The organism is Edaphobacter flagellatus (assembly GCF_025264665.1).
GTDB lineage: Bacteria > Acidobacteriota > Terriglobia > Terriglobales > Acidobacteriaceae > Edaphobacter > Edaphobacter flagellatus.
The window spans coordinates 3,575,863-3,600,354 of sequence record NZ_CP073697.1 but is presented as its reverse complement, the minus strand read 5'-3'; the positions used below and the strand labels follow the sequence as shown (position 1 = coordinate 3,600,354).

General features: G+C 56.5%; 20 protein-coding genes. 13 read left to right on the top strand and 7 right to left on the bottom strand.

Annotated features, from left to right (window positions below; all coding sequences use genetic code 11):
• Positions 1–33: 33 nt before the first annotated feature.
• The 4 genes from KFE13_RS15030 to KFE13_RS15015 form a co-directional block, all read right to left on the bottom strand.
• Positions 34–1,986, bottom strand: coding sequence for an alpha/beta hydrolase family protein (locus KFE13_RS15030; protein ID WP_260703909.1), 1,953 nt, complete (start codon positions 1,984–1,986; stop codon positions 34–36).
• A gap of 342 nt (positions 1,987–2,328) precedes the next feature.
• Positions 2,329–3,693: a methylenetetrahydrofolate--tRNA-(uracil(54)-C(5))-methyltransferase (FADH(2)-oxidizing) TrmFO gene (trmFO, locus tag KFE13_RS15025; protein ID WP_260703908.1), complete on the bottom strand. Its 1,365-nt coding sequence runs from the start codon at positions 3,691–3,693 to the stop codon at positions 2,329–2,331.
• Positions 3,694–4,003: 310 nt separating this feature from the next.
• Entirely contained in the window at positions 4,004–4,516 is a 513-nt protein-coding gene (locus KFE13_RS15020; RefSeq protein WP_260703907.1) for a GNAT family N-acetyltransferase, read from the bottom strand.
• Between the two features lie 74 nt (positions 4,517–4,590).
• Positions 4,591–5,262 carry a hypothetical protein gene (locus tag KFE13_RS15015; RefSeq protein ID WP_260703906.1) on the bottom strand — a complete coding sequence of 224 codons (672 nt, stop codon included), beginning with the start codon at positions 5,260–5,262 and terminating at the stop codon, positions 4,591–4,593.
• A gap of 93 nt (positions 5,263–5,355) precedes the next feature.
• Between KFE13_RS15015 and KFE13_RS15010 the strand changes: the two genes are divergently transcribed.
• From KFE13_RS15010 to moaC, 10 genes are all read left to right on the top strand, one after another.
• On the top strand, positions 5,356–6,630 hold the full coding sequence (locus KFE13_RS15010) for a 3-deoxy-D-manno-octulosonic acid transferase (protein ID WP_313900697.1): 1,275 nt from the start codon (positions 5,356–5,358) through the stop codon (positions 6,628–6,630).
• Positions 6,627–7,664: a tetraacyldisaccharide 4'-kinase gene (gene lpxK, locus KFE13_RS15005; protein WP_260703905.1), complete on the top strand. Its 1,038-nt coding sequence runs from the start codon at positions 6,627–6,629 to the stop codon at positions 7,662–7,664. Before KFE13_RS15010 ends, lpxK begins: the two co-directional genes overlap by 4 nt.
• A 13-nt stretch (positions 7,665–7,677) precedes the next feature.
• Positions 7,678–8,787, top strand: coding sequence for a lipopolysaccharide heptosyltransferase I (waaC, locus tag KFE13_RS15000; protein ID WP_260703904.1), 1,110 nt, complete (start codon positions 7,678–7,680; stop codon positions 8,785–8,787).
• On the top strand, positions 8,784–9,344 hold the full coding sequence (locus KFE13_RS14995) for a methyltransferase family protein (RefSeq protein ID WP_260703903.1): 561 nt from the start codon (positions 8,784–8,786) through the stop codon (positions 9,342–9,344). The genes waaC and KFE13_RS14995 overlap by 4 nt, the downstream gene beginning before the upstream one ends.
• Before the next feature lie 227 nt (positions 9,345–9,571).
• On the top strand, positions 9,572–10,204 hold the full coding sequence (locus KFE13_RS14990) for a DUF3108 domain-containing protein (RefSeq protein ID WP_313900653.1): 633 nt from the start codon (positions 9,572–9,574) through the stop codon (positions 10,202–10,204).
• A 7-nt stretch (positions 10,205–10,211) separates the two neighbouring features.
• Entirely contained in the window at positions 10,212–10,520 is a 309-nt protein-coding gene (locus tag KFE13_RS14985) for a putative signal transducing protein (protein WP_260703901.1), read from the top strand.
• 43 nt (positions 10,521–10,563) lie between these two features.
• The gene (gene queC, locus KFE13_RS14980) at positions 10,564–11,226 is read left to right on the top strand and encodes a 7-cyano-7-deazaguanine synthase QueC (protein WP_260703900.1); all 663 of its coding nucleotides are present in this window, start codon (positions 10,564–10,566) and stop codon (positions 11,224–11,226) included.
• A gap of 204 nt (positions 11,227–11,430) precedes the next feature.
• A complete protein-coding gene (locus tag KFE13_RS14975) occupies positions 11,431–12,507 on the top strand; it encodes a tetratricopeptide repeat protein (RefSeq protein WP_260703899.1) in 1,077 nt (358 codons plus the stop codon).
• 92 nt (positions 12,508–12,599) lie between these two features.
• A complete protein-coding gene (locus KFE13_RS14970; RefSeq protein WP_260703898.1) occupies positions 12,600–13,877 on the top strand; it encodes a molybdopterin molybdotransferase MoeA in 1,278 nt (425 codons plus the stop codon).
• Positions 13,878–13,884: 7 nt separating this feature from the next.
• Positions 13,885–14,376 (top strand): cyclic pyranopterin monophosphate synthase MoaC, encoded by a 492-nt coding sequence (gene moaC, locus KFE13_RS14965; RefSeq protein ID WP_390891581.1) that lies wholly within the window; start codon positions 13,885–13,887, stop codon positions 14,374–14,376.
• A 19-nt stretch (positions 14,377–14,395) separates the two neighbouring features.
• On the opposite strand, the gene egtD is transcribed toward moaC, so the two are convergent.
• The 3 genes from egtD to KFE13_RS14950 form a co-directional block, all read right to left on the bottom strand.
• Positions 14,396–15,442 carry an L-histidine N(alpha)-methyltransferase gene (gene egtD / locus KFE13_RS14960; RefSeq protein ID WP_260703896.1) on the bottom strand — a complete coding sequence of 349 codons (1,047 nt, stop codon included), beginning with the start codon at positions 15,440–15,442 and terminating at the stop codon, positions 14,396–14,398.
• A 152-nt stretch (positions 15,443–15,594) separates the two neighbouring features.
• Complete coding sequence (egtB, locus tag KFE13_RS14955) at positions 15,595–16,989, bottom strand: ergothioneine biosynthesis protein EgtB (RefSeq protein WP_260703895.1); 1,395 nt, start codon at positions 16,987–16,989, stop codon at positions 15,595–15,597.
• Between the two features lie 91 nt (positions 16,990–17,080).
• Complete coding sequence (locus tag KFE13_RS14950) at positions 17,081–17,818, bottom strand: VIT1/CCC1 transporter family protein (protein WP_260703894.1); 738 nt, start codon at positions 17,816–17,818, stop codon at positions 17,081–17,083.
• A 123-nt stretch (positions 17,819–17,941) separates the two neighbouring features.
• On the opposite strand from KFE13_RS14950, the gene KFE13_RS14945 reads away from it, so the two are divergent.
• From KFE13_RS14945 to KFE13_RS14935, 3 genes are read left to right on the top strand one after another with little or no spacing between them, the layout of a single operon-like run.
• On the top strand, positions 17,942–18,706 hold the full coding sequence (locus KFE13_RS14945; protein ID WP_260703893.1) for a DUF5666 domain-containing protein: 765 nt from the start codon (positions 17,942–17,944) through the stop codon (positions 18,704–18,706).
• 53 nt (positions 18,707–18,759) lie between these two features.
• Positions 18,760–22,254, top strand: a complete 3,495-nt coding sequence (locus KFE13_RS14940) for a TonB-dependent receptor (protein ID WP_260703892.1) — start codon at positions 18,760–18,762, stop codon at positions 22,252–22,254.
• A 17-nt stretch (positions 22,255–22,271) separates the two neighbouring features.
• Positions 22,272–24,446 carry a VWA domain-containing protein gene (locus KFE13_RS14935; protein ID WP_260703891.1) on the top strand — a complete coding sequence of 725 codons (2,175 nt, stop codon included), beginning with the start codon at positions 22,272–22,274 and terminating at the stop codon, positions 24,444–24,446.
• Positions 24,447–24,492: the final 46 nt, after the last annotated feature.

Genomic DNA, 24,492 nt, shown 5'->3' with positions numbered 1-24,492 from the left:
CAGAAACCCCGGATGTGTCGTCATCGGGGCCAGTTATCTGGCGGGCATCTGCGTCTCAAACCAGTTCAGCGCCCTCTCCAGCACGTCCCTCCGGTGTTCGGGCGACCGAAACGCGTGCCCCTCATTCGGATATACCACCAGCTGCGTCTTCACACCCTCAGCCCGCAACGCATGCCAGAATTCGAAGCTCTGTGGCGCCGGACACTCGCCGTCGCGGTCCCCTACCACTACCAACGTTGGCGTTTTCACCTTCTTGATGAACTGAATCGCCGAACTCTTTGCATACACCTCCGGATCGTCATACACGCTTGCTCCGAAGAATGGAATCATCCACTGGTCAATCGAGTTTTCTCCGTAGTAACTTTTCCAGTTGCTGATACCAGCCCCGGCCACCGCTGCCCGAAAACGAGTCGTCTGCGTTACGGCAAACATGGTCATAAACCCGCCATAGCTCCATCCAGTCAGGCCCTCGCGAGCTTTGTCGATTGGCAGCCGAGCCTCGATCGTGTCCATCCCGCTCGTAATGTCACGCAGGTCGCCATGGCCGAAGTCCTTGATATTGGCCTGCGTAAACCTTTCTCCCTGTCCATAGCTGCCCCGCGGATTCGGCATAAACACAAAGTAACCGAGCCCCGAGAACGGAACCCCGCCATACCCAACGCCTGGCCACCTCGGTGACACAGCCGACGAAGGTCCTCCATGCACATTCACAATCAGAGGATATTTTTTATCCGGATCATAGTTAGCCGGGTACAACAGCCAGCCCTGCACGTGGAAGTCTTCGTTCGTCCACTCCACGTTCTCCGTCTTACCCCATAACGGCTTCAACCCATCGTTCAGATGAGTAATTTGCTTCAGATGTGCATCCGGCCCCGCCCAAACCTCTGGCGCATGCTCAAACGAGCTTCGAATGATGGCAATATCGCCATTCTTCGCTGTCGAGACACTCATCACTGCCGTGCCCGAACCAATCGACTCAGGAAAGGTCACGCCATCCCCGCTATCTTTGCCGGTTCTCAGGTCGAAATCGGTCAGGCGGCTCGATCCGCCAATGTGCTCCGAGATGCCGAGCGTATTGTCGTCGATCCACACAAAGTAAGCAGGTGTGGCCTTGCGTTCAGGCGTCAGGTTCTTCGGCTCGCCCCCAGTAGATGGAACAACCCATATGTCTCCGCCCGTCGATCCCTGATCGCTCATCAATCCGCCAATAAACGCGATCTGCCTTCCATCGGGGGACCAGCGTGGAAGCGCGATCTGTAAGCCGTGCAGCAGACCAGAAACCTCAGACGGAGCAAGAATCATGTGGATTTCTTCCGTCACGTGATCCTGCAGGTTGCTATGGCTTTGGGCAATGCTTCGGCGGATGTCTGCGGTATAAAGCTTCGCCACCCACCAGTTGTTTTCTCCCGGGGGATTCGCTGCGACAAAAGTAATTCCAGCGGATGAAGGCGCCCAGGCAAACTCGTACACGTGCAGGTTCTGCGGTGTAAGCCAATTCACAGCACCTGTAGCCAGATCGACCGAGTTGACCCGTTGCACCTCAACTCCATCCTCACCAACCACTCCGGCCCACGGCTTCATCGCTGCCAGAGCGCCTGCCGCACGCGTCGCGTTTTCCACAAACAGAAACGCAATCGACTTCCCATCCGGCGACCACGCTGGAGAAGTGATCGCACCCGTCAAGTGCGTCAGTTGTTTTGACATCCCCGTCTTCTTCGACCACAAAAAGATCTGCCCTTGTCCCTTTGGCTCCGCGCCGCAGTCCGAGATATAGGCCAGTGACTCTCCATCTGGTGACCACGTCGGAGTAGAGCTGCTACACCCGTCCGCTGGACCCGTTTCCAGCAACTTGTCGTTACCGGTTTCCAGCTCCGTCAGGTGAATCTGCTCGCTCCGCCCGCTGCGGACCGACCAGGCCACCATCTTTCCATTTGGAGCGATGGCTGCTGAAACCGGCGTCCTTGTCTTGCCCAGTAGCTCCAACATCTCCCCAATGCGGGGATCTTTTGTCCCCTGGCTCTGGGCATTGGAACCCAGGAGAAAAATGGCCAGTATGGACGACGGAACGAGAAAACGGGTTTTCGCAAAGATCATGGCGATAAGGCTAGCATTTTCAATCGCTGTCACTAAATCATGATTTTTGGATTGCGCGAATTTCACCGGCATTGCATCTTCGCCTCCGCTGAGGCCGCAAACGCAACATTCTAAAAGCGTCAACCGGTTGTTAGGTAGCGAGCTAGCACTTCAAGGGGATCGTTCAACAAGCAACGAAAACGCTCAAGGCTAGGAATTAGCTCCCTGTTAAACGACCTGATCCACTCCACCGACTTATCCAAGCGCCAACCACTCATTCCAGGCATCAAGCGCGTGTTCGCATTGAATACGGTGACGTTCTTTTTTGTCGCGGATTTTTTTGCGTAACTCTTCTTCGAGTGGGAGCAACAAGTCAAACGTGATGTTGGCAGGCTGAAAGTTTTTAGCCTCGCTGTGGGTGATGTAGTGGGAAAGGCTTCCATTCGCCGTAATACGTGGTGCTGGTGCGGGTGTGCGGCCCTGGGCAAGAGCGGCGGCGTAGCGCCCAGCGAGCAGGCCCGAGGCGATGGATTCCGTGTAGCCCTCGACTCCGGAGAGTTGGCCAGCGATGAGTATATTGGGGTGCTGCTTGAGTTGCAGAGTTTCGGTGAGCACCACAGGTGCATTGACGTAGGTGTTGCGGTGGATCTGGCCGTAGCGGAGAAACTTTGCATTCTCAAGGCCAGGAATCATGCGGAGGACGCGAGCCTGTTCGCCATACTTGAGATGGTTCTGGAAACCGACCAGGTTATAGGAGTCGGCACGAAGATTTTCCTGCCGCAGTTGGACAACGGCATAGGGCCACTTCCCTGTTTTTGGGTTGGTGAGGCCGGCGGGCTTCATGGGACCGAAGCGAAGGGTATCGCGGCCTCGGCGTGCGGTTTCTTCAATAGGGAGGCAGCCTTCGAAGTATTTGGGTACCTGGTTGGCCGCAGGTTGCGGTATGTCCGTAGGAATTTGCTCCCATTCTTTGGCAGGGACGGTCTCGGCCTTAGTGAGGGCTTCCAGAAAGGCCTCGTACTCTTCTTTGGTGAAGGGACAGTTGATGTAGTCGGCGGTACCTTTGTCCCAGCGGGCGGCGAAGTAGACCTTGTCCATATCAATGGAGCTGGCGTCAACGATCGGGGCAATGGAGTCGTAGAAGGCAAGCTGAGCAGAACCGGTGAGTCGCTGTAGCTCGGCGACGAGCGGAGGCGAGGTGAGCGGACCGCTCGCGAGGACGGTGATGGTGTCCGGATCGGACTCGTCCAGCTGCGTGACTTCTTCGCGAACGACGGTGATGCGCGGATGGTCGTCGATGAGTTGGTGGACGCGGGCGGAGAATTCGATGCGGTCGACGGCAAGAGCATGGCCAGCGGGAACGGCGGAGGCATCGGCTGCAGCGAGGAGGAAGGAGTTGGCGCGGCGCATCTCCTGCTTGAGAAGCCAGGGGGCAGAGTTTTCGGACTCAGATTTAAGGGAGTTGGAGCAGACGAGCTCGGCGAAGTTGGACGTCTCGTGCGCCTCGGTGGAGCGCGCGGGGCGCATCTCGTAGAGGGTAACATCGCAACCGAAGGAGGCAACATGGAGGGCGGCTTCGGGACCAGCGAGTCCTCCGCCGATAACTTTAATCTTCTTCATTAGCTCTATTGTTGCAGTACTGGAGCAACAAACCCTATTCGACGGATTTGTGGAACCGCCGCGGGGTGACTGCCGTACTCTTTTCCATAAGGCGCTGCGGGTTATGCGCCTGACACGAGGGTCACCATGTTTTGCCTGATTCTATTGGTCCTCTTCCTGAGCCGACGCTGCTGGTGCGGTTCTTACTACTATCCCCACTACTACAGACCTTACCCCTACCCGTATGGTGCGCACTCACCATATGACCCGTACTGGCGGTCACGATACTACTGGGATGGCTACGGCTACCGCCGGTGTTGGTAGCCACGCCTTAAGTGCGAGAGGCGGCGAGGGCTTTGAGAGCTTCACCGTCGATGCGCATGATGCGCCACTCGTCGAGCATGTGCGCCCCCATCTGCTGGTAGAAGTCGATGGCCATCTGGTTCCAGTCGAGAACATGCCACTGGAAACGGTCTCCGCGAGAGAGGGAGATCTGTGCCAGGCGGGCGAAGAGGGCTCGGGCGATCCCTTTGCGGCGAAACTGCGGACGGACGAAGAGATCTTCGAGGTGGATACCGGCATTGCCCCGCCACGTGGAGTAGAAGTGAAAGTAGAGGGCCATGCCGGCAGGTTTGGTTACGTTGTCTTCAGTCCACTCGGCAATGAGGCATTGGAAGACGGGCTGCGGCCCAAAGCCGTCTCGTAGAAGATCTTCAGCAGTTGCGACAGCAGCCTCGGGCTCGCGTTCGTACTCGGCTAGCTCACGGATGAAGGCCAGCATCTCAGGCACGTCCTCAGGTGAGGCTTCGCGGATGGTCAGCGGAGTGATATTCGTTTCGGGCATGGTCTATGACAGGATAGCGGTTTGGTAGAAGGCAGATTTCTCCCGAGGCCCCACATACGATGCGGAATGCCGGGCTATTTCGCTGGGGTAGTACTTGCCGCATGCCACTTGTTAAAGGGAATGGAGAAGGCGAAGAGCTCTTTTTTACCATCCAGGGTGTGGATCATTTTGATGTAAATTTCGGCGTCTTTGAGTGGCGGGTCATCGAGTCCCTTGACGTCGTAGAAGAGATAGCCTGCAACCGTGGAATGCGGGTTGACGGTCGTGCTTTGAAAGCCGAAGTCGGCATCGTCGTCAGTGATTTTTTTATCGACCGGCGTATGGTGGATCGTAATCGGCGTAAGTGGAATCTTCGTCCCCTTGGCCTGATTGGTGCTGAAGAGGCGACGGTTAATGTCGTCAAGAGTAGCGGCGGGAATCTTGTCGCTGTTGGCGGAGATGAACTGCATGCGCGCCTGGTCGAGGTTGAGCGCCGTGTCGGAGTCATTTGTAATGATGACGCGGACGGGAATGAGAGAGTGGCGCACGTAAGGCAGACGAAAGAAGTCACAGTTGCGCTGGTCGTCACAGGGGTCGATGGCGATGGTGACCTGCTCATTGGGATGGGTGTCGAAGGCTGGATATTGGTTAGCAGCCTTAGCGGAAGGCGCCTTCTTTTCACGGGCCTGAGCGAGCGGGGCACAGAAAACAGCGGCAAGAGCAGCGAACAGGAAGGTCCGCTGAAAGAGGGTTGTGTGGGAGTTCATGGGCAAGTTGATTATCATCTTCGCTGGTGCACCTGGTAAAGCGAGGGCTGGCTTCGTTTGATTCTGGCGGTTTACAGCATAGTTTTGGCGGCAGTGCTGATTGTTGGCGCTCCTTGGTGGCTGGCACGGATGGCAACCAGCGGAAGATATCGTGCGGGGCTTGCCGGGAGGCTGGGAATATTGCCAGCCGGGTTGGCAGAGTCGGTGCGGGGACGGAAAGTGATCTGGCTACACGCCGTCTCTGTTGGCGAGGCTATGGCCGCAAGTGAACTCATACGAGAACTTCGGGCAGCGCTGCCGGGTTGGGTGATAGCTGTCTCCACTACAACTGAGACGGGCCAGAAGCTGGCGCGTGAGCGGTTCGGAAAGACTGCTGGAGGTGGCGAGGTTTCACCGGTTTTTTATCTTCCTCTGGATTTTGCGTTTGTCGTGCGAAGATATCTTCACCTCCTCAATCCTGGGCTACTCATCCTGATGGAAAGTGAGCTTTGGCCGAACTTGATGAATGAGTGCGTGCGAGGCGGTGTGCCGGTGGCGGTAGTGAATGCGCGGGTGTCGGACCGGTCACTGCCGCGCTATCTGCGACTGCGTTGGCTGTGGCGTCCGCTGCTGGAAAACGTCTCCCTGTTTCTAGCACAAAGCGAAGAGAACGCCGTCAGGCTGAAACAGATTGGTGCGCCAGCAGATAGAGTCCGCGTCAGTGGAAATCTGAAGTATGACGTCAAAGCGGTGAGCGAGACGGCCATGACATCGCTGATTCGCAAACGTCTCCTTGAAGGAGAGAAAGTACTGGTCGTAGGAAGTACTCTGGATGGCGAAGAGACTGTCTTGTTGGAAGCGTGGCGGCAGGTGGTCAAGGTCGTGCCGGATGCTGTGATGGTGCTGGCCCCTCGGCGCCCTGAACGATTTGCTGCGGTCGCAGCTCTGGTGGGAGCGAGCGAGACGGTTGTTCGCGCAAGTGTGCTGAAAGAAAACGTGAATCCGATTGAGCCGGGGAGCGTCATCCTGCTGGATACGATTGGCGACCTCGCCTCGGTGTACTCGTTGGGAGTAGCGGCCTTTGTAGGAGGAAGTCTTGTGCCCGCGGGGGGGCACAATCCGCTGGAGCCCGCACGATTTGGCGTCCCCGTGGTGATGGGATCATCAAGCGAGAACTTCCGCGAAATCGTGGAGTCGATGCGTGCTGCCAATGCCATACGGATTGTCGATGCAGGAGATCTGGCGAACGCGTTGATAGCTTTGTTGACCGAGACTGCAGCAGCGCAGGCGATGGGCGAACGTGGACGCGAGGTATTTGACGCACAGGCTGGAGCCACAAAGCGAACGGTGGAAGCTCTGCTGGAACTGATGGAGCAGCACGCAGCATGAGCGCGAGACGTCCATGGTTGGTTCCGCTGGCCCCGTTATATGGGGCGGTGGTTACGACGAAGCGAAAGCTGTATCGATGGGGCTGGCTGAAGCAGAATCGTCTGCCTGCACCGGTGGTAAGCATCGGCAGTGTTTCAGCCGGAGGTGCGGGTAAGACGCCGTTTGTTGCCATGCTGGCCGAGGTGTTGCATCGAAAGGGTTACTCCGTCAGCATTCTGACCCGCGGGTATGGGAGGACATCGGAGCTGACAGAGCGCGTGGAGCCGTACGACGACCCGGAGTGGCATGGCGATGAGCCTGTGCTGCTGGCGCAGCGTTCGACCGCTCCTGTATTTGCGGGAGCCGACCGGTATGAGGCAGGACTGCTGGCAGAGAAGGTAGAGCCTGGCGAAGGCCGGACGGCCGTTCATCTGCTGGACGATGGCTTTCAGCATCTTCGGCTGGCACGCAACGTGGATATTGTGCTGCTGACGCTGGAGGACACGAAGGATATGCTGCTGCCTGCCGGCAATCTGCGAGAACCGATCCGCACAGTGGCCGAAGCGGATGTGGTTGTTGTGCGCGACGAGGAAGCTGCTGCGCTTAAGGATGTTCTGGACTCACTGCGCGAGAAGGGACACCGTTTTGCTACATGGACGATACGGCGAACGCTAAATCTGCATGAAGACGTGGAGAGCCCGCTGCCGACCATGCCGCTGGCTTTCTGCGGTATTGCCAGGCCGGATAATTTTACGAAGATGTTGACCTCGTCACGATACGAACCAGCCAAAACGGTAGCCTTCGCCGATCACCATCCCTATACCGAGAGTGATGTGGCGCAACTGATCGAAGATGCGAAGCGGATTGGCGCAAATGGATTTGTAACAACGGAAAAAGACGCCGTAAAGATCTCGCCTGAGATGCGCAGGCAACTGGAGTACATTGGGCGGCTTGTCGTTGCGCAGTTGAGGGTAGAGCTAGTTGGGGAGAAGGAGGCCCTAACACAGCTGGTGACGATGGTGGGCGGATTGGACCGGCGCAAGAACCGCGCGTGAGAGAATGGGGCGCTTGGCGACTCGGGACCAACAGTGGAGCAGTGCAGAGATCCGGCGGATGCTGATCGTACGGATCGGCGCCATGGGCGATGTGCTGCATGCGATGCCTGCGGTCGCGGCCATGAGAGCAGCCCATCCTGATTGGTCGATCGAGTGGGTGGTGGAGCCGAGATGGTCTCCTCTGTTGAAGGCCGCGGATGCTACTAATCGCAGCGCGGCGATGCCTCTGGTGGATAAGGTTCATCTTGCCGCTACGCGGGAGTGGAAGAAGAGTCCGCTTTCCGCGAAGGCCTTGAGGGATATTGCTTCGCTGCGGCATGAACTGCGTGGTGGTGGGTTTGATGTGTGCGTGGATATGCAGGGTTCGATACGGTCGGCTGTGATTGGCAGGATGACCGGTGCCAGAACGTTTGCCGGGCCTGCCCATCCATGGGAAGCTCCGGCGCGATGGTTGTATGCGAATAAAGTATCGGTGTCGTCGGCGCATGTTGTCGAGCAAGGGTGTGAGTTGTTGGGTGCAGCTATTGGCGAAGCATTGCACCCGGCTAAGGTAACCCTGCCGGTCGATATGCATGCAGAAGAACTCTGCGCGTCCCGACTGCGCCAACTAGATAAAGAAGCAGGTTTTGTGCTGATAGCTGCCGGGGCTGGCTGGGGAGCGAAGCAATGGCCAGCGGAGCGCTTTGGTGCAGTGGCAGCAGAGTTGGATCGTGCTGGGTACCGCGTACTGATCAACGCTTATTCGCAGGAAGATACGCTTGCCAATGAGGTTGTGCTCGCAAGCGGCGGGCGGGCTGTTGTGTTTCCGTGTGATATGGCGGAGCTGATTGCTGCGACTCGACGGATGGCGTTGGTGATTGCTGGGGATACGGGGCCTCTGCATCTCGCGGCTGCACTGGAGCGCCCTGTGGTGGCGCTGTTTGGCCCAACCGATCCCAAGCGTAATGGACCTTATGGCACAGAAGCGCGTGTATTACGGCATGGCGCGGAGCGACGCGATCACAGGCGGTTGCATGAGCCAGAAACCGGGCTGCTGGAGATTACTGTGGATGAGGTTGTTGGTGCCGCCTTCGATCTGCTGCAGGGACGAACGGGCGTCGATGCAGGTAAGGTAGTGAAGTGACTGAACGAACGAGTTGGCAGCGAATCGCCCGGCGCATCCGCGTCCCCCTGGGCTTTTTGTTTGCGGTTGTGTTTCTGTGGCTTGCGCAGCCTACATGGCGAACAATGGCGCTGAGTCTTCTGCTAGTTGCGCCGGGGCTATGGTTGCGCGGCTATGCGGCCGGGTATGTGAAGAAGAATGCCGAGCTGACACGGACAGGGCCTTATGCGTATACCAGGAACCCGCTGTACCTGGGCTCGATGATGATCGCGTTCGGTTTTGCATGGGCATCGGGGAGTTGGGTGATTTTTGTGGCTCTCGCCGTATTGTTCCTGGCCATCTATCTGCCGACAATCCGGTCTGAAGAAGCCTATCTACGGGAACACTTTGCGGGATTTGACGCGTATGCCGCCGCAGTGCCGCGCCTGCTGCCGCGGTTAACTGCAGCGAAAAGTGACCTGCCGCCGGGGAGATTCTCGCAGGAGCGTTACATGCACCACCGCGAGTACAATGCTCTTATGGGTGCCATCGCCATCTACGGGGCGTTGGCGGCACGTCTGGTGTTCTTCCCGCGTTGATTCCGAGGGGGAGCGACCATTCATCTTCCAAATGGAGCGAGCTGCCTCTGTCAAAACGTCTCACGGCCCTGCTGCTTCCCTGCCTTCTGTGGATGGTATGTGCATCTTCGCGGGCGCAATCGCTCAAAGACAGGCTGTTTCCTCCCCCTCCACCAGTAGTCATTCCTACTCTGGAACCTCCACCTGCAACCTACGCGTTTCCAACGAAACAGACGCTAACCTATACGGTGGACTGGCGCGTATTTTCCGCCGCGATTGCTTCGTTCCAAATCGAGCAGCAGGGCACGACCCAGAAGATTACAGCCACTGCCGATACGGTAGGCGCGGTAACCATGCTGTTTCCGGTAATCGACCGCTTTCAGGCAGGCTTCGATACAAAAACGGGTTGTTCCGCGGGCTTCTCGAAGCAGACGCAAGAGGGGCGACGAAAGATCTCCAGTGACCTGAGCTTCGATTACAAAGAAGGTAAGCAGACCCTGACAGAGCGCAACCTGGTAAAGGGAACGACGAAGCAGCTTACGGCTTCCATTCCGGCGTGCGTGAGCGATTCGTTGTCGGCGATCTTTTATGTGGGATCGCAGCCACTCGTGGTGGGGCAGAACTTCCGGTTTCCTCTGGCTGACTCGATGCGCACGGTCACTGTGACGATGAAGGTCGAGGCCAAGGAAGAGGTCAAGACACCGGCGGGAGTCTTCCAGACAGTGCGCGTACAGCCGACGGCGGACGAAGGAATTGTGAAGAATCGCGGCAAGATCTGGATTTGGTACACCGACGATGCACGACACATCCCGGTACAGGTAAAAGCGAGTTTGTTCTGGGGAACCATTACGGCCCGGCTGCAGTCTTATGAGACGAAGTGAGGGAAATATGGCAGACAACGAACAAGACAAGGAACAGAAGGATACGGAAACTCCAATCGCGTTTGACCCCGAGCGGTATGTGATGATTGCCCGCTATCTGGTGCCAATGGAAGCGCAGATGGCGAAGGGAGTACTAGAGTCGGCGAGCCTGGAGTGCTTTCTGCACGGCGAGAACGCTAACAATCTATTGGCCCCGGCTTTCAAAGCTCGACTAATGGTGCACAAGAAGGACGAGGACGCGGCACGGAAGCTGCTGGATACGACGAGCGAGGGTACAACCCTGCCAGAGACGACGGACGAAGAGCATGACGACTGATGGAACGAACAAGCCGAGGGCGGTCCTGTGCCTCTCGGGAGGCATGGATTCAACCGTATGCGCAGCCCTGGCAGCGAGAGACTATGACGTCTATGCCCTTCACTTTAGCTATGGGCAGCGGACCGAGGCCAAGGAGCTGGCTTCAGCAAAGGAGATTGCACGGCTGACGGGCGCGAAGGAATTTCTGCCGTTGAAAATCGATCTCTTCCGACAAATTGGAGGCTCGGCCCTGACCGACTCAACAATTGCGGTCCCGGATGCTCCGGTCGAGGAGGCAGCGATCGGGGCAGAAGTACCAGTGACCTATGTGCCATTCCGCAATGCTCATTTTCTTTCTGCAGCAGTGAGCTGGGCCGAGGTTTTGGGGGCCAAGCGCGTGTTTATCGGGGCCGTAGAGCAGGATAGCTCCGGCTATCCGGACTGCAGGCCCGCGTACTATGACGCCTTCAACGAACTGATCCGCAGGGGCACCAAAGAGGGCGATATTCGTATCGAGACGCCACTTATCCATATGCGGAAGAGCGAGATCGTGCGGCTTGGAGTTGAATTGGGCGCGCCATTCCATGTAAGTTGGTCATGCTATTCCGGCGAAAGCGAGGCATGCGGCGTTTGCGAAAGCTGTGTGCTGCGCCTGCGGGCATTTCGTGAGGCCGGCGGTACGGATCCGATACCTTACGCGAGTTTGCCTTCTGCATCAAAAAGGTAGCGGTTGCCGAGAAATTTGAGAGTGAACCGGAGCAGTTGCAGGCCGGAAGACAAGATTCTGAAACCAGGAGAACGGAAGTGATCAATCGTATCGGAAGAATCAGGAGCGCAGGTCTGGGAGTGGCTCTGGCTGTTGTGGCTGCCCTGTCCTCGCAGGCAGCATGGGCACAGCCGGCTCCGGCCAGCGTTCATGGTCATGTCAACAATGGCTATTGGCGCCCCCATTACCAAAGGCGACATTAAGCTGACACAGGACCGTAGCTCAGATGAGAAAAGCCGGAAATACCTTTACACCTTCCCGATCAGCGCTACGGGCGACTTTAAGGGAACCGGCATTGCTCCGGGATCTTACCTGGCAGTCGTGTTCTCGGATGACAACAAGAGCATCGACTACCTCGACAACATCACCTTTGCTGCTGGCGAAGATCACCTGCTGAATTTCGATATGACCCGCAAGGAGTACATCGACAAGATGACTCCCGAGGAGAGGAAGCAGCTGGAGGAGTACAAAAAGAAGAACGCCGATGTAACCGCAGCAAATGCAAAGATCGCCAATCTGAACGCATTGCTGACGCAGGCTCGCGCTGATACGAAGGCTGGCAATTTTGACTCGGCCATTACTGCGATGCAGCAGGCTACCACGCAGAAGCCAGATGAAGGCATCCTGTGGGTCGCCCTAGGTGATGCGCAGCTGGGCTCTGCTGACGCCGCTGCTAAGGCTGCTAAGGCCGCGGGCAAGACGGCTACGTCAGATCCAACCGTTCAGGCCAAGTATACCGACGCCGCTGCCTCGTACAAGAAAGCTGTCGATGCGAATGCTGCCTCGAAGAAGCCGAGCGCTGAAACAGCTGCCGCAGCCTATAACCAGATGGGTCAGGCGCTGGCAAAGAGCGGCGACGGTAAGGGAGCTTCGGACGCTTACGAGCAGGCCGCAAAGACATTGCCGGCAAACGCAGGCATGTACTACTACAACGAGGCGGCTACCCTGTATAACGCAGGTAAGCTGGACGACGCGGCTGCGGCTGCGGATAAGGCAATCGCTGCCGATCCGAAGCGCGCTGACGCATACTACATCAAGGGTCAGTCCCTGATTCCGAAGGCCACTGTCGATCCGAAGACACAGAAGATTGTTGCACCGCCAGGATGCGTCGAGGCTTACCAGCAATTCATCGAGCTTGCTCCTGAGAACGAGCAGGCGCGCGTCGAAGAAGTAAAGGGTATCCTGACCGGAATCGGCGCCGAGGTGAAGTCTAGCTTCAAGGCTACGAAGGGCAAGAAGTAGCTTGCGCTGGTTTGTATAGGAAACAAATTGGAAGGCCTCGGCGACATGCCGGGGCCTTCTGCTTGTGCCAGTCAACGGAGAGGAAGGAAGGCATGAGATCGGCTGAGGCGCGTGGCAGCGGACCTGTCGAGGGGCGCATAGTGAGCTTCGATGCGGCCCTGGAAATCGTCCTTGAACAAGCAGCAAAGCTGGAACCAGGCCACAAGGAGCAGATACGCCTGGAGGATTCGCTTGGCCGTGTACTGGCAGAGGCTGTAGTTGCCGATAGAGACCAGCCTCCCTTCCCCCGCTCGACGCGCGATGGCTTCGCGGTGCGAGCCGCAGAGGCCGATGCGGGAAGCTGGCTTCGAGTCGCCGGGCAGGTAAAGGCAGGTGAATCCTGGAATGGTCGCCTGACAGACGATGAGGGGATCGAGATCATGACCGGAGCTCCAGTGCCGGAAGGAGCCGATGCCGTAGTGATGATCGAGCATGTAGAACAGCAGATCAGCGGCGGTCACAAAGTGATCAAGTTGGCACCGGCCCGACGAATCATGGCAGGAGAAAATATTGTGCCTCGCGGAAGCGAGGCGCAAGCTGGAGGCATAGTGCTCGCCGCTGGCACCGAATTAGGGCCGGCTGCGATTGCCTTGGCAGCGGGATGTGGTGCTGCACGGTTGAAAGTTTTTGCGCAACCACGAGTGTCGATACTGGCTACGGGCGACGAGTTGGTCGACGTCCATGAGGAACCTGGGTCAGCTCAGATTCGTAACTCAAACAGCTATGCGCTGGCTGCACTTGTAACGCAGGCGGGTGGAATATCTATGCGGCACCCTATTGCTCCGGATCGCCGCGATGATCTGGAGAGGATGATCTTCGCGGCACGCAACGCGGAGCTGCTGCTGCTCTCTGGCGGTGTTTCTATGGGAGAGTATGACCTGGTCGAAGAGGTCCTGCTCTCGATGGGGGCGGAGTTCTTGTTTACTGGCGTGAAGATGCAGCCAGGAAAGCCCCTGGTTTTCGGCTGGCTGCCGGCAAGACACGGCATGCCCGCCATTCCCTTCTTCGGGCTGCCTGGGAATCCCGTTTCGACGCAGGTCACATTCGCATGTTTTGTAGAGCCTCTGTTGCGAGCGATGCGCGGAGCCTCGGTCGACAGTCCACGTTTTGTTCAGGCGACTCTCGGCGATTGCATTGACGGGAAAGCCGGCCTGACACGCATACTTCCCGCTCGTCTTGTATTTAATCGGGTACTGCCCGAGGTGCGACTAGTGGTATGGCATGGCTCCGGAGATATGGCCGCTAATGCACGAGCCAACTGTTATGCAGTGCTGCCGGAGGACGTGGAAAAATTTCAGAACGGGGATGTGATCTCTGTTCTGCTCAAATAGGGAATAAATGCAGTCGCAGGCTCAGGAGGAGCGAACATTGGCAAAGCTGTCACATTATGACGATAAGGGCCAGGCGCACATGGTAGATGTCAGCGCAAAGACTGCGACGAAGCGAGAAGCGCGCGCGCGCGCGTTTGTCGAGCTTTCGCCGGAAGCTCTTGCTGCACTACCCGACAATCCCAAAGGTAATCCTCTTGAAGTAGCGCGGTTCGCGGGAATACAAGCGGCAAAGCAGACATCGACGTTGATTCCCATGTGCCACGCTTTAGCCTTGAGCTTTGTAGACGTCGATGTGCGAGTAGTGGAAAGCGGCGTGGCGATCGAAGCTACCGCGATGACAGTGGCTGGAACGGGAGTTGAGATGGAGGCGATGGTCGCCGCCTCTACTGCGGCACTGACAGTTTATGACATGACCAAAGCCCTCGATAAGGGTATTCGCATCCGCGAGATTGAGCTGGTTTTCAAAAGCGGCGGAAAGAGTGGCGAATGGCGAAGATAACGCCCTAACATGGCGGTGATTAGACGGCCATCGCGAGATTGACGGAAAAGAGACGTTGGGAATCGTGCCAGGCATGCGTAAGCCTGAATCCTGCAGAGCGAAGCAGCTCTTCAACCCGTGCTTCAGTGAATTTGTAACTGTTCTCCGTATGAATGCTTTCACCTTCAAAGAAGGAGATCGTTAATGCCGGGCCTGCTGCGTTCGCGGGGACATGCACCTGCTGTGCATGGCGCGCAACGAGGTGCATCTCGATGCGCGACTCCACCGTGTTCCAGACGGTTTTGTGGTCAAAGCACTCTGGACGGAAGGTGGCGCCCAGTTCACGATTGAGGCGGATGAGTACATTTTTATTGAAGTCCGCGGTTACACCCGCATCGTCGTCGTAAGCGGCCTTAAGCATTTCGACAGTTTTAAAGGTGCCAGGAGCAAGATCTGTGCCCAAGAGGAGTTGGTCGCCCGGCAGAAGCTGTGCGCGAAGATTGCGCAAAACATCGCGTGCATCCTCAGGAGAAAAGTTGCCAATGCTGGAACCGATATAGAGCGCAAGTGTGCGGGTATTGGGAAGGCGATTAAGCGGTAAACCCTGGGTCGTATAGTCGGCGACCTGACATCGAATCGTAACTCCCGGGATATTGGCGCGAATGTTTTCAGTTGCAGCAGCCAGCGCGGACTCAGAGACATCGACAGGCTGATAAACGACGTTGCGCTGACGACGCACTGCTGCAGCAAGAAGAATGCCTGTTTTTGTAGCAGTACCGGCACCGAGTTCAATGAGTGTCAGCACAGGTGCAGGATCATTGCCGCAAGGCTCCGATGCCCTTTCAATAATCTCATCGGCATGTGCTGTAAATAGACTGCGCTCAGTGCGCGTTAGATAGTACTCCGGCAGTTCGGTGATCTGCTCAAAGAGCTGTGAACCCGCCACATCATAAAAAAGCCACGGAGAAAGCGTCTTGGGCGATGCTGTGAGGCCTGCGCGTGCCTCCTGTGCAACGGCCTGGAGGGGAGAAGGAGGCAATGTTTCAAGACAAGTTGATGGCGTGACAGCGGAGATGGTCGTTGACACGATAGCGATTTCCCTTCCCGGAACCTGCGGCACTTTTTACCGCTCTGCAGTTGGATGCTGGCAGAAAGAAAGAAGTATCCGAAGATACTAGCCTGCTGACAGGACGCTGTCAGCAGGCTAGTGACGATATCTCTGAATTTTCATCAATTCCGTTACCGCGGAGCATCCTTTGCCAAGCGCAGGCCGGAAAACTGCCAGCGTGTGGCCGGAGCAAAGAAGTTGCGGTAGGTCGCGCGAATATGCGTAGCCGGCGTAACGCAGGAACCACCGCGCAACACCATCTGAGAGCTCATAAATTTGCCGTTGTACTCGCCAAGCGCACCAGGCAGAGGCGCATAGCCGGGATAACCGGTATAAGGGCTGGCGGTCCACTCCCACACATCACCGAAGGCCTGCTGCAACCCAGGCAGCGCGCTTGCCGTTGTAGGATGAAGAACGCCCGACTCGGCCAGGTTCGCTTCAGTAGCCGCAACGTCGTTGGGCTGCTTTGCAGGCTCAACATAGGTCAACAGCGAGGGCTGCAATGCTGATTCCTTGCGCAAAATACCGAGTTGCGAGACAGCGTGCTCCCACTCAAACTCTGTGGGAAGGCGATACCCTGCCCAGCGTGCATAGGCATCTGCTTCGAAGAAGCTGATATGACAAACCGGTGTCTCACTCAAATCTTCAAGAGGCATAAACCCGTGGAGCGTGTATATGCTCCAACCAGCCTTCGCTGCAGGATCACGCTGCCAATATAGCGGCGCCTGCCAGCCTTCGACGCGCATCGTCGTCCAGCCTTCAGAGAGCCAGAGCTCCGGGCGGCTATAGCCGTTCTGCTCCATGAACGCGAGATATTCGGCACAGGTAACGAGCCGCGTAGCAAGTTGGAATGGAGCGATGTAAACAGGATGGCGCGGGGTTTCGTTATCGAACGCAAATGCATCAATGGAAATTGGATCTGGCGTTACACCCACTTCGGTGAGACCAGGAGCATGCTCAATCCAACCGAGTGGCGGTGCGATGGTACTATCAGGAACGCTTTCAGGCGCTCGCTCTATGTAGGCGGGGTGGAGCGGATTGGTGAAGAGCGCATGCTTAATGTCAGTTGCAATCAACTCCTGGTGCTGCTGTTCGTGCTCAATACCAAGCAGTATGCGGCGCGCAGCTTCATCCTCGGCAGGGTGCTGCAGCAGCCGCTCGATTGCTGCATCCACATGGGAGCGGTAGGCGAGGATGAGGTCGAGCGGGGGGCGTGAGAAGGAAGAACGGAGCTTCTTCTCGGGCATCTCTCCGAGTGCGTTGTAATAACTGTTGAAGAGCCAACGGAAATCGGGATGAAAGGCGATATAACCGGCGAGAAACTCCGTCAGGACGAATGTTTCGAAGAACCAGCTGGTGTGCGCAAGATGCCATTTGACGGGACTTGCCTCTGGACAGGACTGCACCATCATGTCCTCGGGAGTGAGCCGACTGGCCCACATAAGGGTCTCTCGACGCGCCGCCTTGTAACGAGCCAGGATGGAGGAAACCGAACTCTTATGTTTTTCTACAGAAACTGGGGTCATCTCGACGTCCTCTCTTTGCATATTCCTTAAAGATGGGATGGATGGACGAGGGGTTTCGTCGTCTTTTCGTTTTCTATCAACTAGTGCAGCGCTATCCAGCGTGGCCATTGAGAATACGCGCTAAAAGATAGGCAACTGAGGCAGCAGCCCCGCCAATAAGAACTGTCTGGACCGCACTGCGCAGCCAGCCAGTTCCGATGAGTCTACCCTTAAGAGCGCCGAAGATGCCGAGAGCCAGCAATGTAATAACAGCTGAGAGCTTCAGCGCCAGAAGGTTCTCACTGACAAGCATGTAAGGCAGCAAGGGGATCAGTCCACCGGCGATATACGACCCGGCGATGGTAAGCGCGGAACTGAGTGCCCGGTTGGCCTTGGGCTCCTCCAGTCCAAGCTCGAAACGCATCATGAAGTCGACCCATTTGGTGGGATTCTTTTTCAGAGCCTCGAGCACTGGCGCGGCACTGGCGCGGGGAACATCGTACTGCTCGAAGATCTCATAGATCTCCTCCTCTTCGTCACGTACACGCTCGACCACCTCACGCTCTTCACGAAGACGTTCGGAGACATAGTGCTCGGCATCGCCGCGTGCGGCAAGAAAGCCACCTAACCCCATGGCAATCGACCCCGCAGCAATCTCCGCCAACCCCGCCAGCACAACGATACGCGATGATGCAATGGCACCAGAAAGCCCCGCAGCCAAAGCAAAAGGCACGGTCAAACCGTCGGAAAGACCGATGACGATATCCCGAACCATCTCACCTGACTCGAAATGGGTTTCTACGTGGGCGCGATCGGCAGGTTGCGGCTGAACTCCGGTTGGGTTGCTCATAGCGATAGTGTAACGATCCAGAGAAATGTACCCCGGGATGGCGATAAGTTTTCGTAAACCAGCGTCTTTCCGGAGTCCGGCTCGTCTGTATGAGCAAAGGTCTCTCGATTGAAGAGGATGGCAATGAAACCGGTTTTTGGACGACGAATATTGGCAATACTGATTGCGACAGGATTGGCAGGCGCTGCAGCAGCGCAGGAGATTCCCGGACGCGGCGAGATGGCGCTTGGGAACGGGCAGATGGTACGTGGGACAGTAACCGCTACTGCATCCGATCATCTGACGATCAAGACCGATGCAGGCGAGACCTATCAGGTCGCCTTGAGTCCTAACACCCGCATGATGAAGAACCGGGAGCCGCTTAAACCTACAGATGTCAAGGTGGGCGATGGCGTCGGCGCCATGGGCGAGCTGGACGCTCCAAAGAAGACCGTGCATGCGCTCTTCGTCGCCGTGATGGATGCCGAGCAGGTGAAGAAGCTGCGAGAAGGACTAGGCAAGGAATACATAGCTGGCAAAGTAACGGCCATCGACGAGGTGAAGCTGACGATACTGCGTCCCGATAATGTAACTCAGGTGATCGAAGTGGACGAAACAACCTCGTTCCGCAGAGGCGGCGGACGACGGAACTATCAGTCGGCAAATGGAAATAGCTTCAGCTCCATGCCAGGACAATCTGCAGGAGCAGGGCAAGTCAACACCGGCGGGGAGAGCATTACGTTAGCCGAGATCAAAGTGGGCGATATGGTTACGGGACAGGGCTCAGTCAAGCATGGTGTTTTCGTGCCAACGACTCTGGCCGTCATACCACCCACTGCGATGACACAACGGATGCACCGCAATGGCGAAGGGGCGTCTGGAACGGCATCTCCTGCTCCGAAGCAATAGTTGCAACCTGTGGGCGATTCATCTTCCCAATATGCATTAGGACGGAGTGATCTGTGGTCAGAGTCTTTCAAATGGGAGCAACGGTGGTGAGTGTGCTGCTTGGCTGCGCAGTAGCTATTGCGCAGAGCGCTACGGCAGACATTCCCTCTACACCGCTGCCTCAACAGTCACAGCCTGTACCGGCTTCCGATACCCCCTCTCAGCCGACTCCAGCCCAGGCCGCTACTGGTGGAACAATTCGCGGCACGGTAAAGGCAGGCATGGTGCCCCTGCCTGGAGTTTCTATTACTGCGACCAATACGCTCACTGGCAAAAAGTACGCAACAACAACGGACGCCGCCGGAACATACGCAATGGCCATCCCTCGCAATGGGCGCTATGTTGTGAAGACAGAACTTGCCGCTTTTGCCAGCGAGACGCAGGAAGTTTTAATCAATGCGGCCGGGGAAAATAACGGCAAACGTGAACAGGTTGCCGATTTCACCATGCAGCTTGCTTCGCGGGTAGAGCAGCAACAGCAGCGCACTACGTCGACGACACTGGCAGGCGCGGTAAGCCGTGGCATGCAGTCGCTGAACGTAACCGGTGGCGCTTCAGACCTGGCGGATGCAAGCGCGGGCACAGGCAATGCGGGAGCACAGATGCCCTCCCTCGCTGGACTCGGGAATGACTCCACCGCGACGGACTCTGTTGCGGTAAGCGGTCAGATGGGGCAGACGAACGGTCTTGCGAATTTCAATGAAGACGAGATTCGTCAGCGAGTGGAAGACGCTTTGGCTCGTGCACGGCAGCAGGGTGGATCTCAGGCAGATGTGGCAAACGCGGTAGCTGGGATGCTGGGTGGCATGATAGCGATAGGTCCGGGCGGAGGAGGTCCAAGTGGCCCGGGCGGAGGAGGATTTATGATTCGCGGTGGAGGCGGCGGCAGAGGTGGCCGTGGCTTCAATCCCACCCAGCCGCATGGAGCCATCTTCTATCAGGGCGGAAACGGTGCGCTGGATGCAACGAACTTCTCGCTGACGGGAGCACCGGTCGTCAAGCCGTCCTATAGTTCCAATCGCTTCGGCGTCAGCTTCGCAGGCTCTCCTTCTATCCCTGGCTTATTCAAAGCGAGCACAAAGCAATTCATCTTCTTCAATGTGACAGAACAGCGTAACTCGAATCCGCAAAATCTGTATGGCACCGTGCCAACAGTAGCGGAACGCAGTGGCGATTTCTCGCAGCTTGGACAGACCATCTACGATCCAACGACCCAACAGCAATTTCAGTGCAACGGAGCGCTCAACGTCATCTGCCAGAATCGCATCAGTCCACAGGCTCTTTCTTTACTCAAGTTTTATCCAGCGCCGAATATTCCTACAACCGGGACTCAAGGGTACAACTACCAGACAATTACAACTGCTGGTCAGAACTCTGGAAGCGCATCACTACGATATGTAAGGAACTTCGGGCAGAACTCTGGATTCGGTGGATTTGGAGGAAGAGGCGGCGGTGGACGTCAGCAGGCAAACGCTCCAAAGACCTTGCGTCAGAACATCAACTTCGGCGGAAGCTATAGTCACTCCGCATCGGATAATCGCAATATCTTCCTTCCACTGGGAGGGTCGACCTCCTCAGACGGCTACAACATTTCGGCTGGTTACACCATCGGGTACGGCCGGTTAACGAACAATGCCACCGTCACATGGAATCGATCACACGCAACGACGTTAAACTATTTCACGAATGGCAGCGATAACCCTGCAACCGATGCAGGAATTCTAGTCGGCAACTCGGCGATTTCGGGAAACCGATTCTACTATGGTGTGCCCTCCTTAACGTTCCCAGGGCTTACGTCTGTAAACTCAACACCCCCCAGCGACCTCATCAACCAAGCCATCTCGTTCTCTGACTTCATAAGCTGGAGCCACAAGAAGCACAACCTGCGTTTTGGCGGTGACATTCGCCGGGTGCATGTCGACAGCCTCACGGCTCCCGGCAATCTGCAAAGCGGTGCCAGTCCGTTGGGCGCATTTACATTTACCGGATATGCCACGCAGCAGACAACAGGCGCTTCTTCTACGGGAGGATTCGGTTTTGCCGACTTTTTGCTTGGCCTTCCGCAGCAAGCAGCTGTACAGGCAGGCCTCAACAAAGCCTATCTACGTGGAAATGTGTTTGATCTATATACAACGGACGATTGGCGCCTTCTACCAAACCTGACCTTGAACTATGGCCTCCGCTATGAATACTTCTCGCCATACATCGAGAAGAACAATCACCTGGTGAATCTCGATCACAATGCTGACTTCACACAGATCGCAGCCGTACAACCGGGACAGACTGGGCCATACAGTGGAACCGCCTTCCCAAAATCGCTGGTCGCCCCCGATAGATCCATGTTTTCACCACGCATTGGGTTCGCATACAGGCCAAAGGGCAAGCTGTTCACACAGATGGTGGTTCGTGGCGGTTATGGCATCAACTACAACACGCAACAACCCGCTAGCTTCGCACGGCAACTTGCGTTCCAACCGCCCTTTGCTGTTACACAAACCAACATTGCCAATAAGCAGGGTTGTGGTCAGTTGCAGCTGGTCAATGCATTCAACTGCTCAACGGCGGCAGTGCAGAACAACTACAGCGTGAACCTGAACTACAGACTGGGAAATGTTCAGGTCTGGAACCTCGACATTCAGCGCACACTGGGAATGGGTATCGTCCTCAATGTTGGCTATAACGGTGCGCAAGGCGGCAATCTCGACATCGTGCGCGCACCGAACCGTACGGCGAGCAGCGTATTGAATCCCACGGTACAACCATTCAACTACGAAGACTCGCTTGGCTTCTCCCGTTTCCATGCATTGAGCATCAATGCCCGCAAGCGTATGCAAAAGGGGGTCTCGTTGCAGGCAACGTACCAGTACGGCCACTCAATCGATAACGCATCTTCTATCGGAGGCTCAACTGCTGTACCAGCCCAAAACGACAAGGATCTTGCGGCAGAGGAAGGAAACAGTTCCTTTGACATTCGTCAGAAACTGACCGGCAACTGGGTTCTGGAGCTTCCCTTTGGACCCAATCGCGCCCTGCTGTCGAAAGGTGGTTTCTGGTCGAAGGCCCTTGACGGTTTCTCACTCTCGGGAGACTTCACCTTCGCTACCGGAACGTACTACACTCCGCACTACACGGCGACCGTGGCAGAAACAGCTACAGGCACGAACAATTCGTTACGACCTGATCGCGTCTTTTCGCAACCGATTCCAGGCGGAAGAACGATCCTCGATTGGTTCAATGCGGCTGCCTTCAAGACTCCGGCCAATGTATTCGGCACCGCATCACGCGGCTCGATTGAAGGCCCTGGAACGGTTGCGGCGGATGCATCGCTGGCAAAAACCGTGTCCCTAGGAGATACGCGGTCCTTTGAAGCTCGGATGACGGCAACCAATGTCTTCAATACCGTGCAGTACGCAGGCATCGACACGACACTGAACTCCCGCACATTCGGGCAAGTAACATCGGCCGCCTCCATGCGCCGCATCACCTTCCTAGCGCGATACAGGTTCTAACCACCATGGCGACTTTCATGCGACAGGCAACGATCACACGGCGAGCAACAGCAGCAGCACTGGCAGGCATACTGGCAGGAGTTCCAGTCACCACATCCTGCGAGGCGTATGGGCAGCAGGCCGCCGGCGACGGCACGTATACCCTGAAGATACAGAGCGATATCGTATTAACGAATGTCGTCGTGCGGGACAAGAAAACTGGAGCCATCGTAAAAGGGCTCAAAGCCAGCGATTTCACCATTCTCGAAAACGGCAAACCTCAGGCAATTTCGAGCTTCGACTTTCAGACTGTCGATGAAGCCGTTGCATTGAATGAAAATGCGACGGTGAGCGGCAAGTCAGCCTCTATCGCTGATCTGGTGAACGGGAACTTCGCTGCCGATCCAAAACAGCTGAAAGATCATCGACTTATCGTCATGTTCTTCGATCTGAGCAGCATGCAGCCAGAAGACATAGACCGGGCCGTCGAATCGGCAACGGACTATATCAATAAAAAGATGCAGCCCGCAGATCTGGTCGCTCTGGTCAGCATGTCGACAGCATTGAGCATGGATCAGGACTTTACCGCAGATAAAGCGGCTCTGCTGCGCGGGGTCGGACGTTATAACGGGACTGAAGGTACAGGATTCGCAAACGGCAATGAAGGCGGCAACTCCGGAGGCACATCGGACGACTCATCCAGCTTTACGGCTGATGACTCTGAATACAACGCGCTGAATACGGATCGCGAGCTCTACGCAATCCGCACCATTGCGAAAAGTCTCGAGCGGGTTGACCAGCGCAAAAGCCTACTCTATTTCTCTGGTGGGTTGACACGACAAGGCATTGAAAATCAGGCCAGCATGCGTGCCGCCACCAACGCTGCTGTTCGTGCCAATATGGCGATCTATAGCGTGGACTCGCGGGGGCTACAGGCACTTCCGCCCGTAGGTGATGCCTCTAAAGGGAGCCTGCGCGGTACGGCAGCCTACAGCGGCGGCGCCATGCAGAGCCAGCTGGATACCAATTTCGGCTCGCAGGAAGTTCTGGCTACACTATCCAGCGACACTGGCGGCAAAGCCTTCTTTGACTCCAACGACTTCGGTCCAGTCTTTCAGCAGATTCAGCGCGACACGGAGGCCTACTACATCCTTGGCTATCGCTCGAGCAACACGGCACGCGACGGTTCGTATCGCCGCCTGACCGTCAAGTTGAATCGCAACGACGCTAAGCTGGAGTATCGCCCGGGCTACTATGCCCCAGCAGACTTCCAGCACCAGAAGACTGAAGACCGTGAACTGGCTCTCACCGAGCAGATGCGTAGCGATCTTCCAGCCACAGATGTCGCTTTATATCTTCAGGCCCTGTACTTCCGATTGGCAGATAATCGTTTCTTCATCCCTGTTTCCCTGATCGTTCCCGGCTCCCAGATTCCCTTCGTTAAAAATGGTGATCGCGATAAGGCAACGATCGACGTCATCGGCCAGATAAAGAATGCGCAGGGCATTATCGTGGGCAATGCGCGCGACACGATCAAGCTGGCACTCGATCAGACACAGCAGGTACAGCGAAAGAACATCCAATACTCCACAGGCTTCACACTGGCGCCGGGTCGCTATCACCTGAAGTTTGTGGTGCGCGAGAACGAGACAGGAAGAATGGGTAGCTTTGAGACCGATTTGCAGGTACCGGATCTCAAGAAGATTCCTCTGAAGCTAAGCTCTATCGTTCTGGCTAGCCAGCAGACTCCGAATACAGCGAAAAAGGCGACAAATCCACTCATTCGCGATGGCGTGGAATGGATTCCCAACGTGCCCCACGTCTTCAGACAGGATCAGCACCTGTATCTGCTCTATGAGGTCTACGACCCGACGCGTCAGAAGGCCGATAGTACGGCGCCTGCACCTTCGCCCGGCCTTAACCGCCGGCCGGCAGGCGCCGTCAAAGTACTGACAAATATCGAGTTTCTGAGTGGAGGGGTGAAGGTCTACGAGACCCCACTGGTCGAGGCAGATGCCGTGAATATACCCGACCGGGAAGCTGTCGCCTTTCAGTTCGACGTGCCTCTGTCCCAGCTGAAGCCCGGCGTCTACATCTGCCAGGTCAATGTGATTGACGACGCAGGCGGAAGCTTCAGTTTCCCTAGGCTAGCCCTGCGAATTCAAGCCCCTGCTGCCGCACCCCAGACTGTATCCACGGCGACTGGTCAATAAATTGAGAAAATGACTTGGAAACCCGTTACAGATGACGGTTCTTTAG

Coding starts and splice junctions, on each gene's coding strand:
- egtB (WP_260703895.1), bottom strand. CDS start 16,989: ATGACCCCAGTTTCTGTAGAAAAACATAAGAGTTCGGTTTCCTCCATC.
- trmFO (WP_260703908.1), bottom strand. CDS start 3,693: ATGAAGAAGATTAAAGTTATCGGCGGAGGACTCGCTGGTCCCGAAGCC.
- KFE13_RS15015 (WP_260703906.1), bottom strand. CDS start 5,262: ATGAACTCCCACACAACCCTCTTTCAGCGGACCTTCCTGTTCGCTGCT.
- lpxK (WP_260703905.1), top strand. CDS start 6,627: ATGAGCGCGAGACGTCCATGGTTGGTTCCGCTGGCCCCGTTATATGGG.
- KFE13_RS15020 (WP_260703907.1), bottom strand. CDS start 4,516: ATGCCCGAAACGAATATCACTCCGCTGACCATCCGCGAAGCCTCACCT.
- queC (WP_260703900.1), top strand. CDS start 10,564: ATGGATTCAACCGTATGCGCAGCCCTGGCAGCGAGAGACTATGACGTC.
- KFE13_RS15030 (WP_260703909.1), bottom strand. CDS start 1,986: ATGTTGGAGCTACTGGGCAAGACAAGGACGCCGGTTTCAGCAGCCATC.
- KFE13_RS14970 (WP_260703898.1), top strand. CDS start 12,600: ATGAGATCGGCTGAGGCGCGTGGCAGCGGACCTGTCGAGGGGCGCATA.
- KFE13_RS14945 (WP_260703893.1), top strand. CDS start 17,942: ATGAAACCGGTTTTTGGACGACGAATATTGGCAATACTGATTGCGACA.
- KFE13_RS14985 (WP_260703901.1), top strand. CDS start 10,212: ATGGCAGACAACGAACAAGACAAGGAACAGAAGGATACGGAAACTCCA.
- KFE13_RS14950 (WP_260703894.1), bottom strand. CDS start 17,818: ATGAGCAACCCAACCGGAGTTCAGCCGCAACCTGCCGATCGCGCCCAC.
- KFE13_RS14935 (WP_260703891.1), top strand. CDS start 22,272: ATGCGACAGGCAACGATCACACGGCGAGCAACAGCAGCAGCACTGGCA.
- moaC (WP_390891581.1), top strand. CDS start 13,885: ATGCAGTCGCAGGCTCAGGAGGAGCGAACATTGGCAAAGCTGTCACAT.
- KFE13_RS14975 (WP_260703899.1), top strand. CDS start 11,431: ATGGCTATTGGCGCCCCCATTACCAAAGGCGACATTAAGCTGACACAG.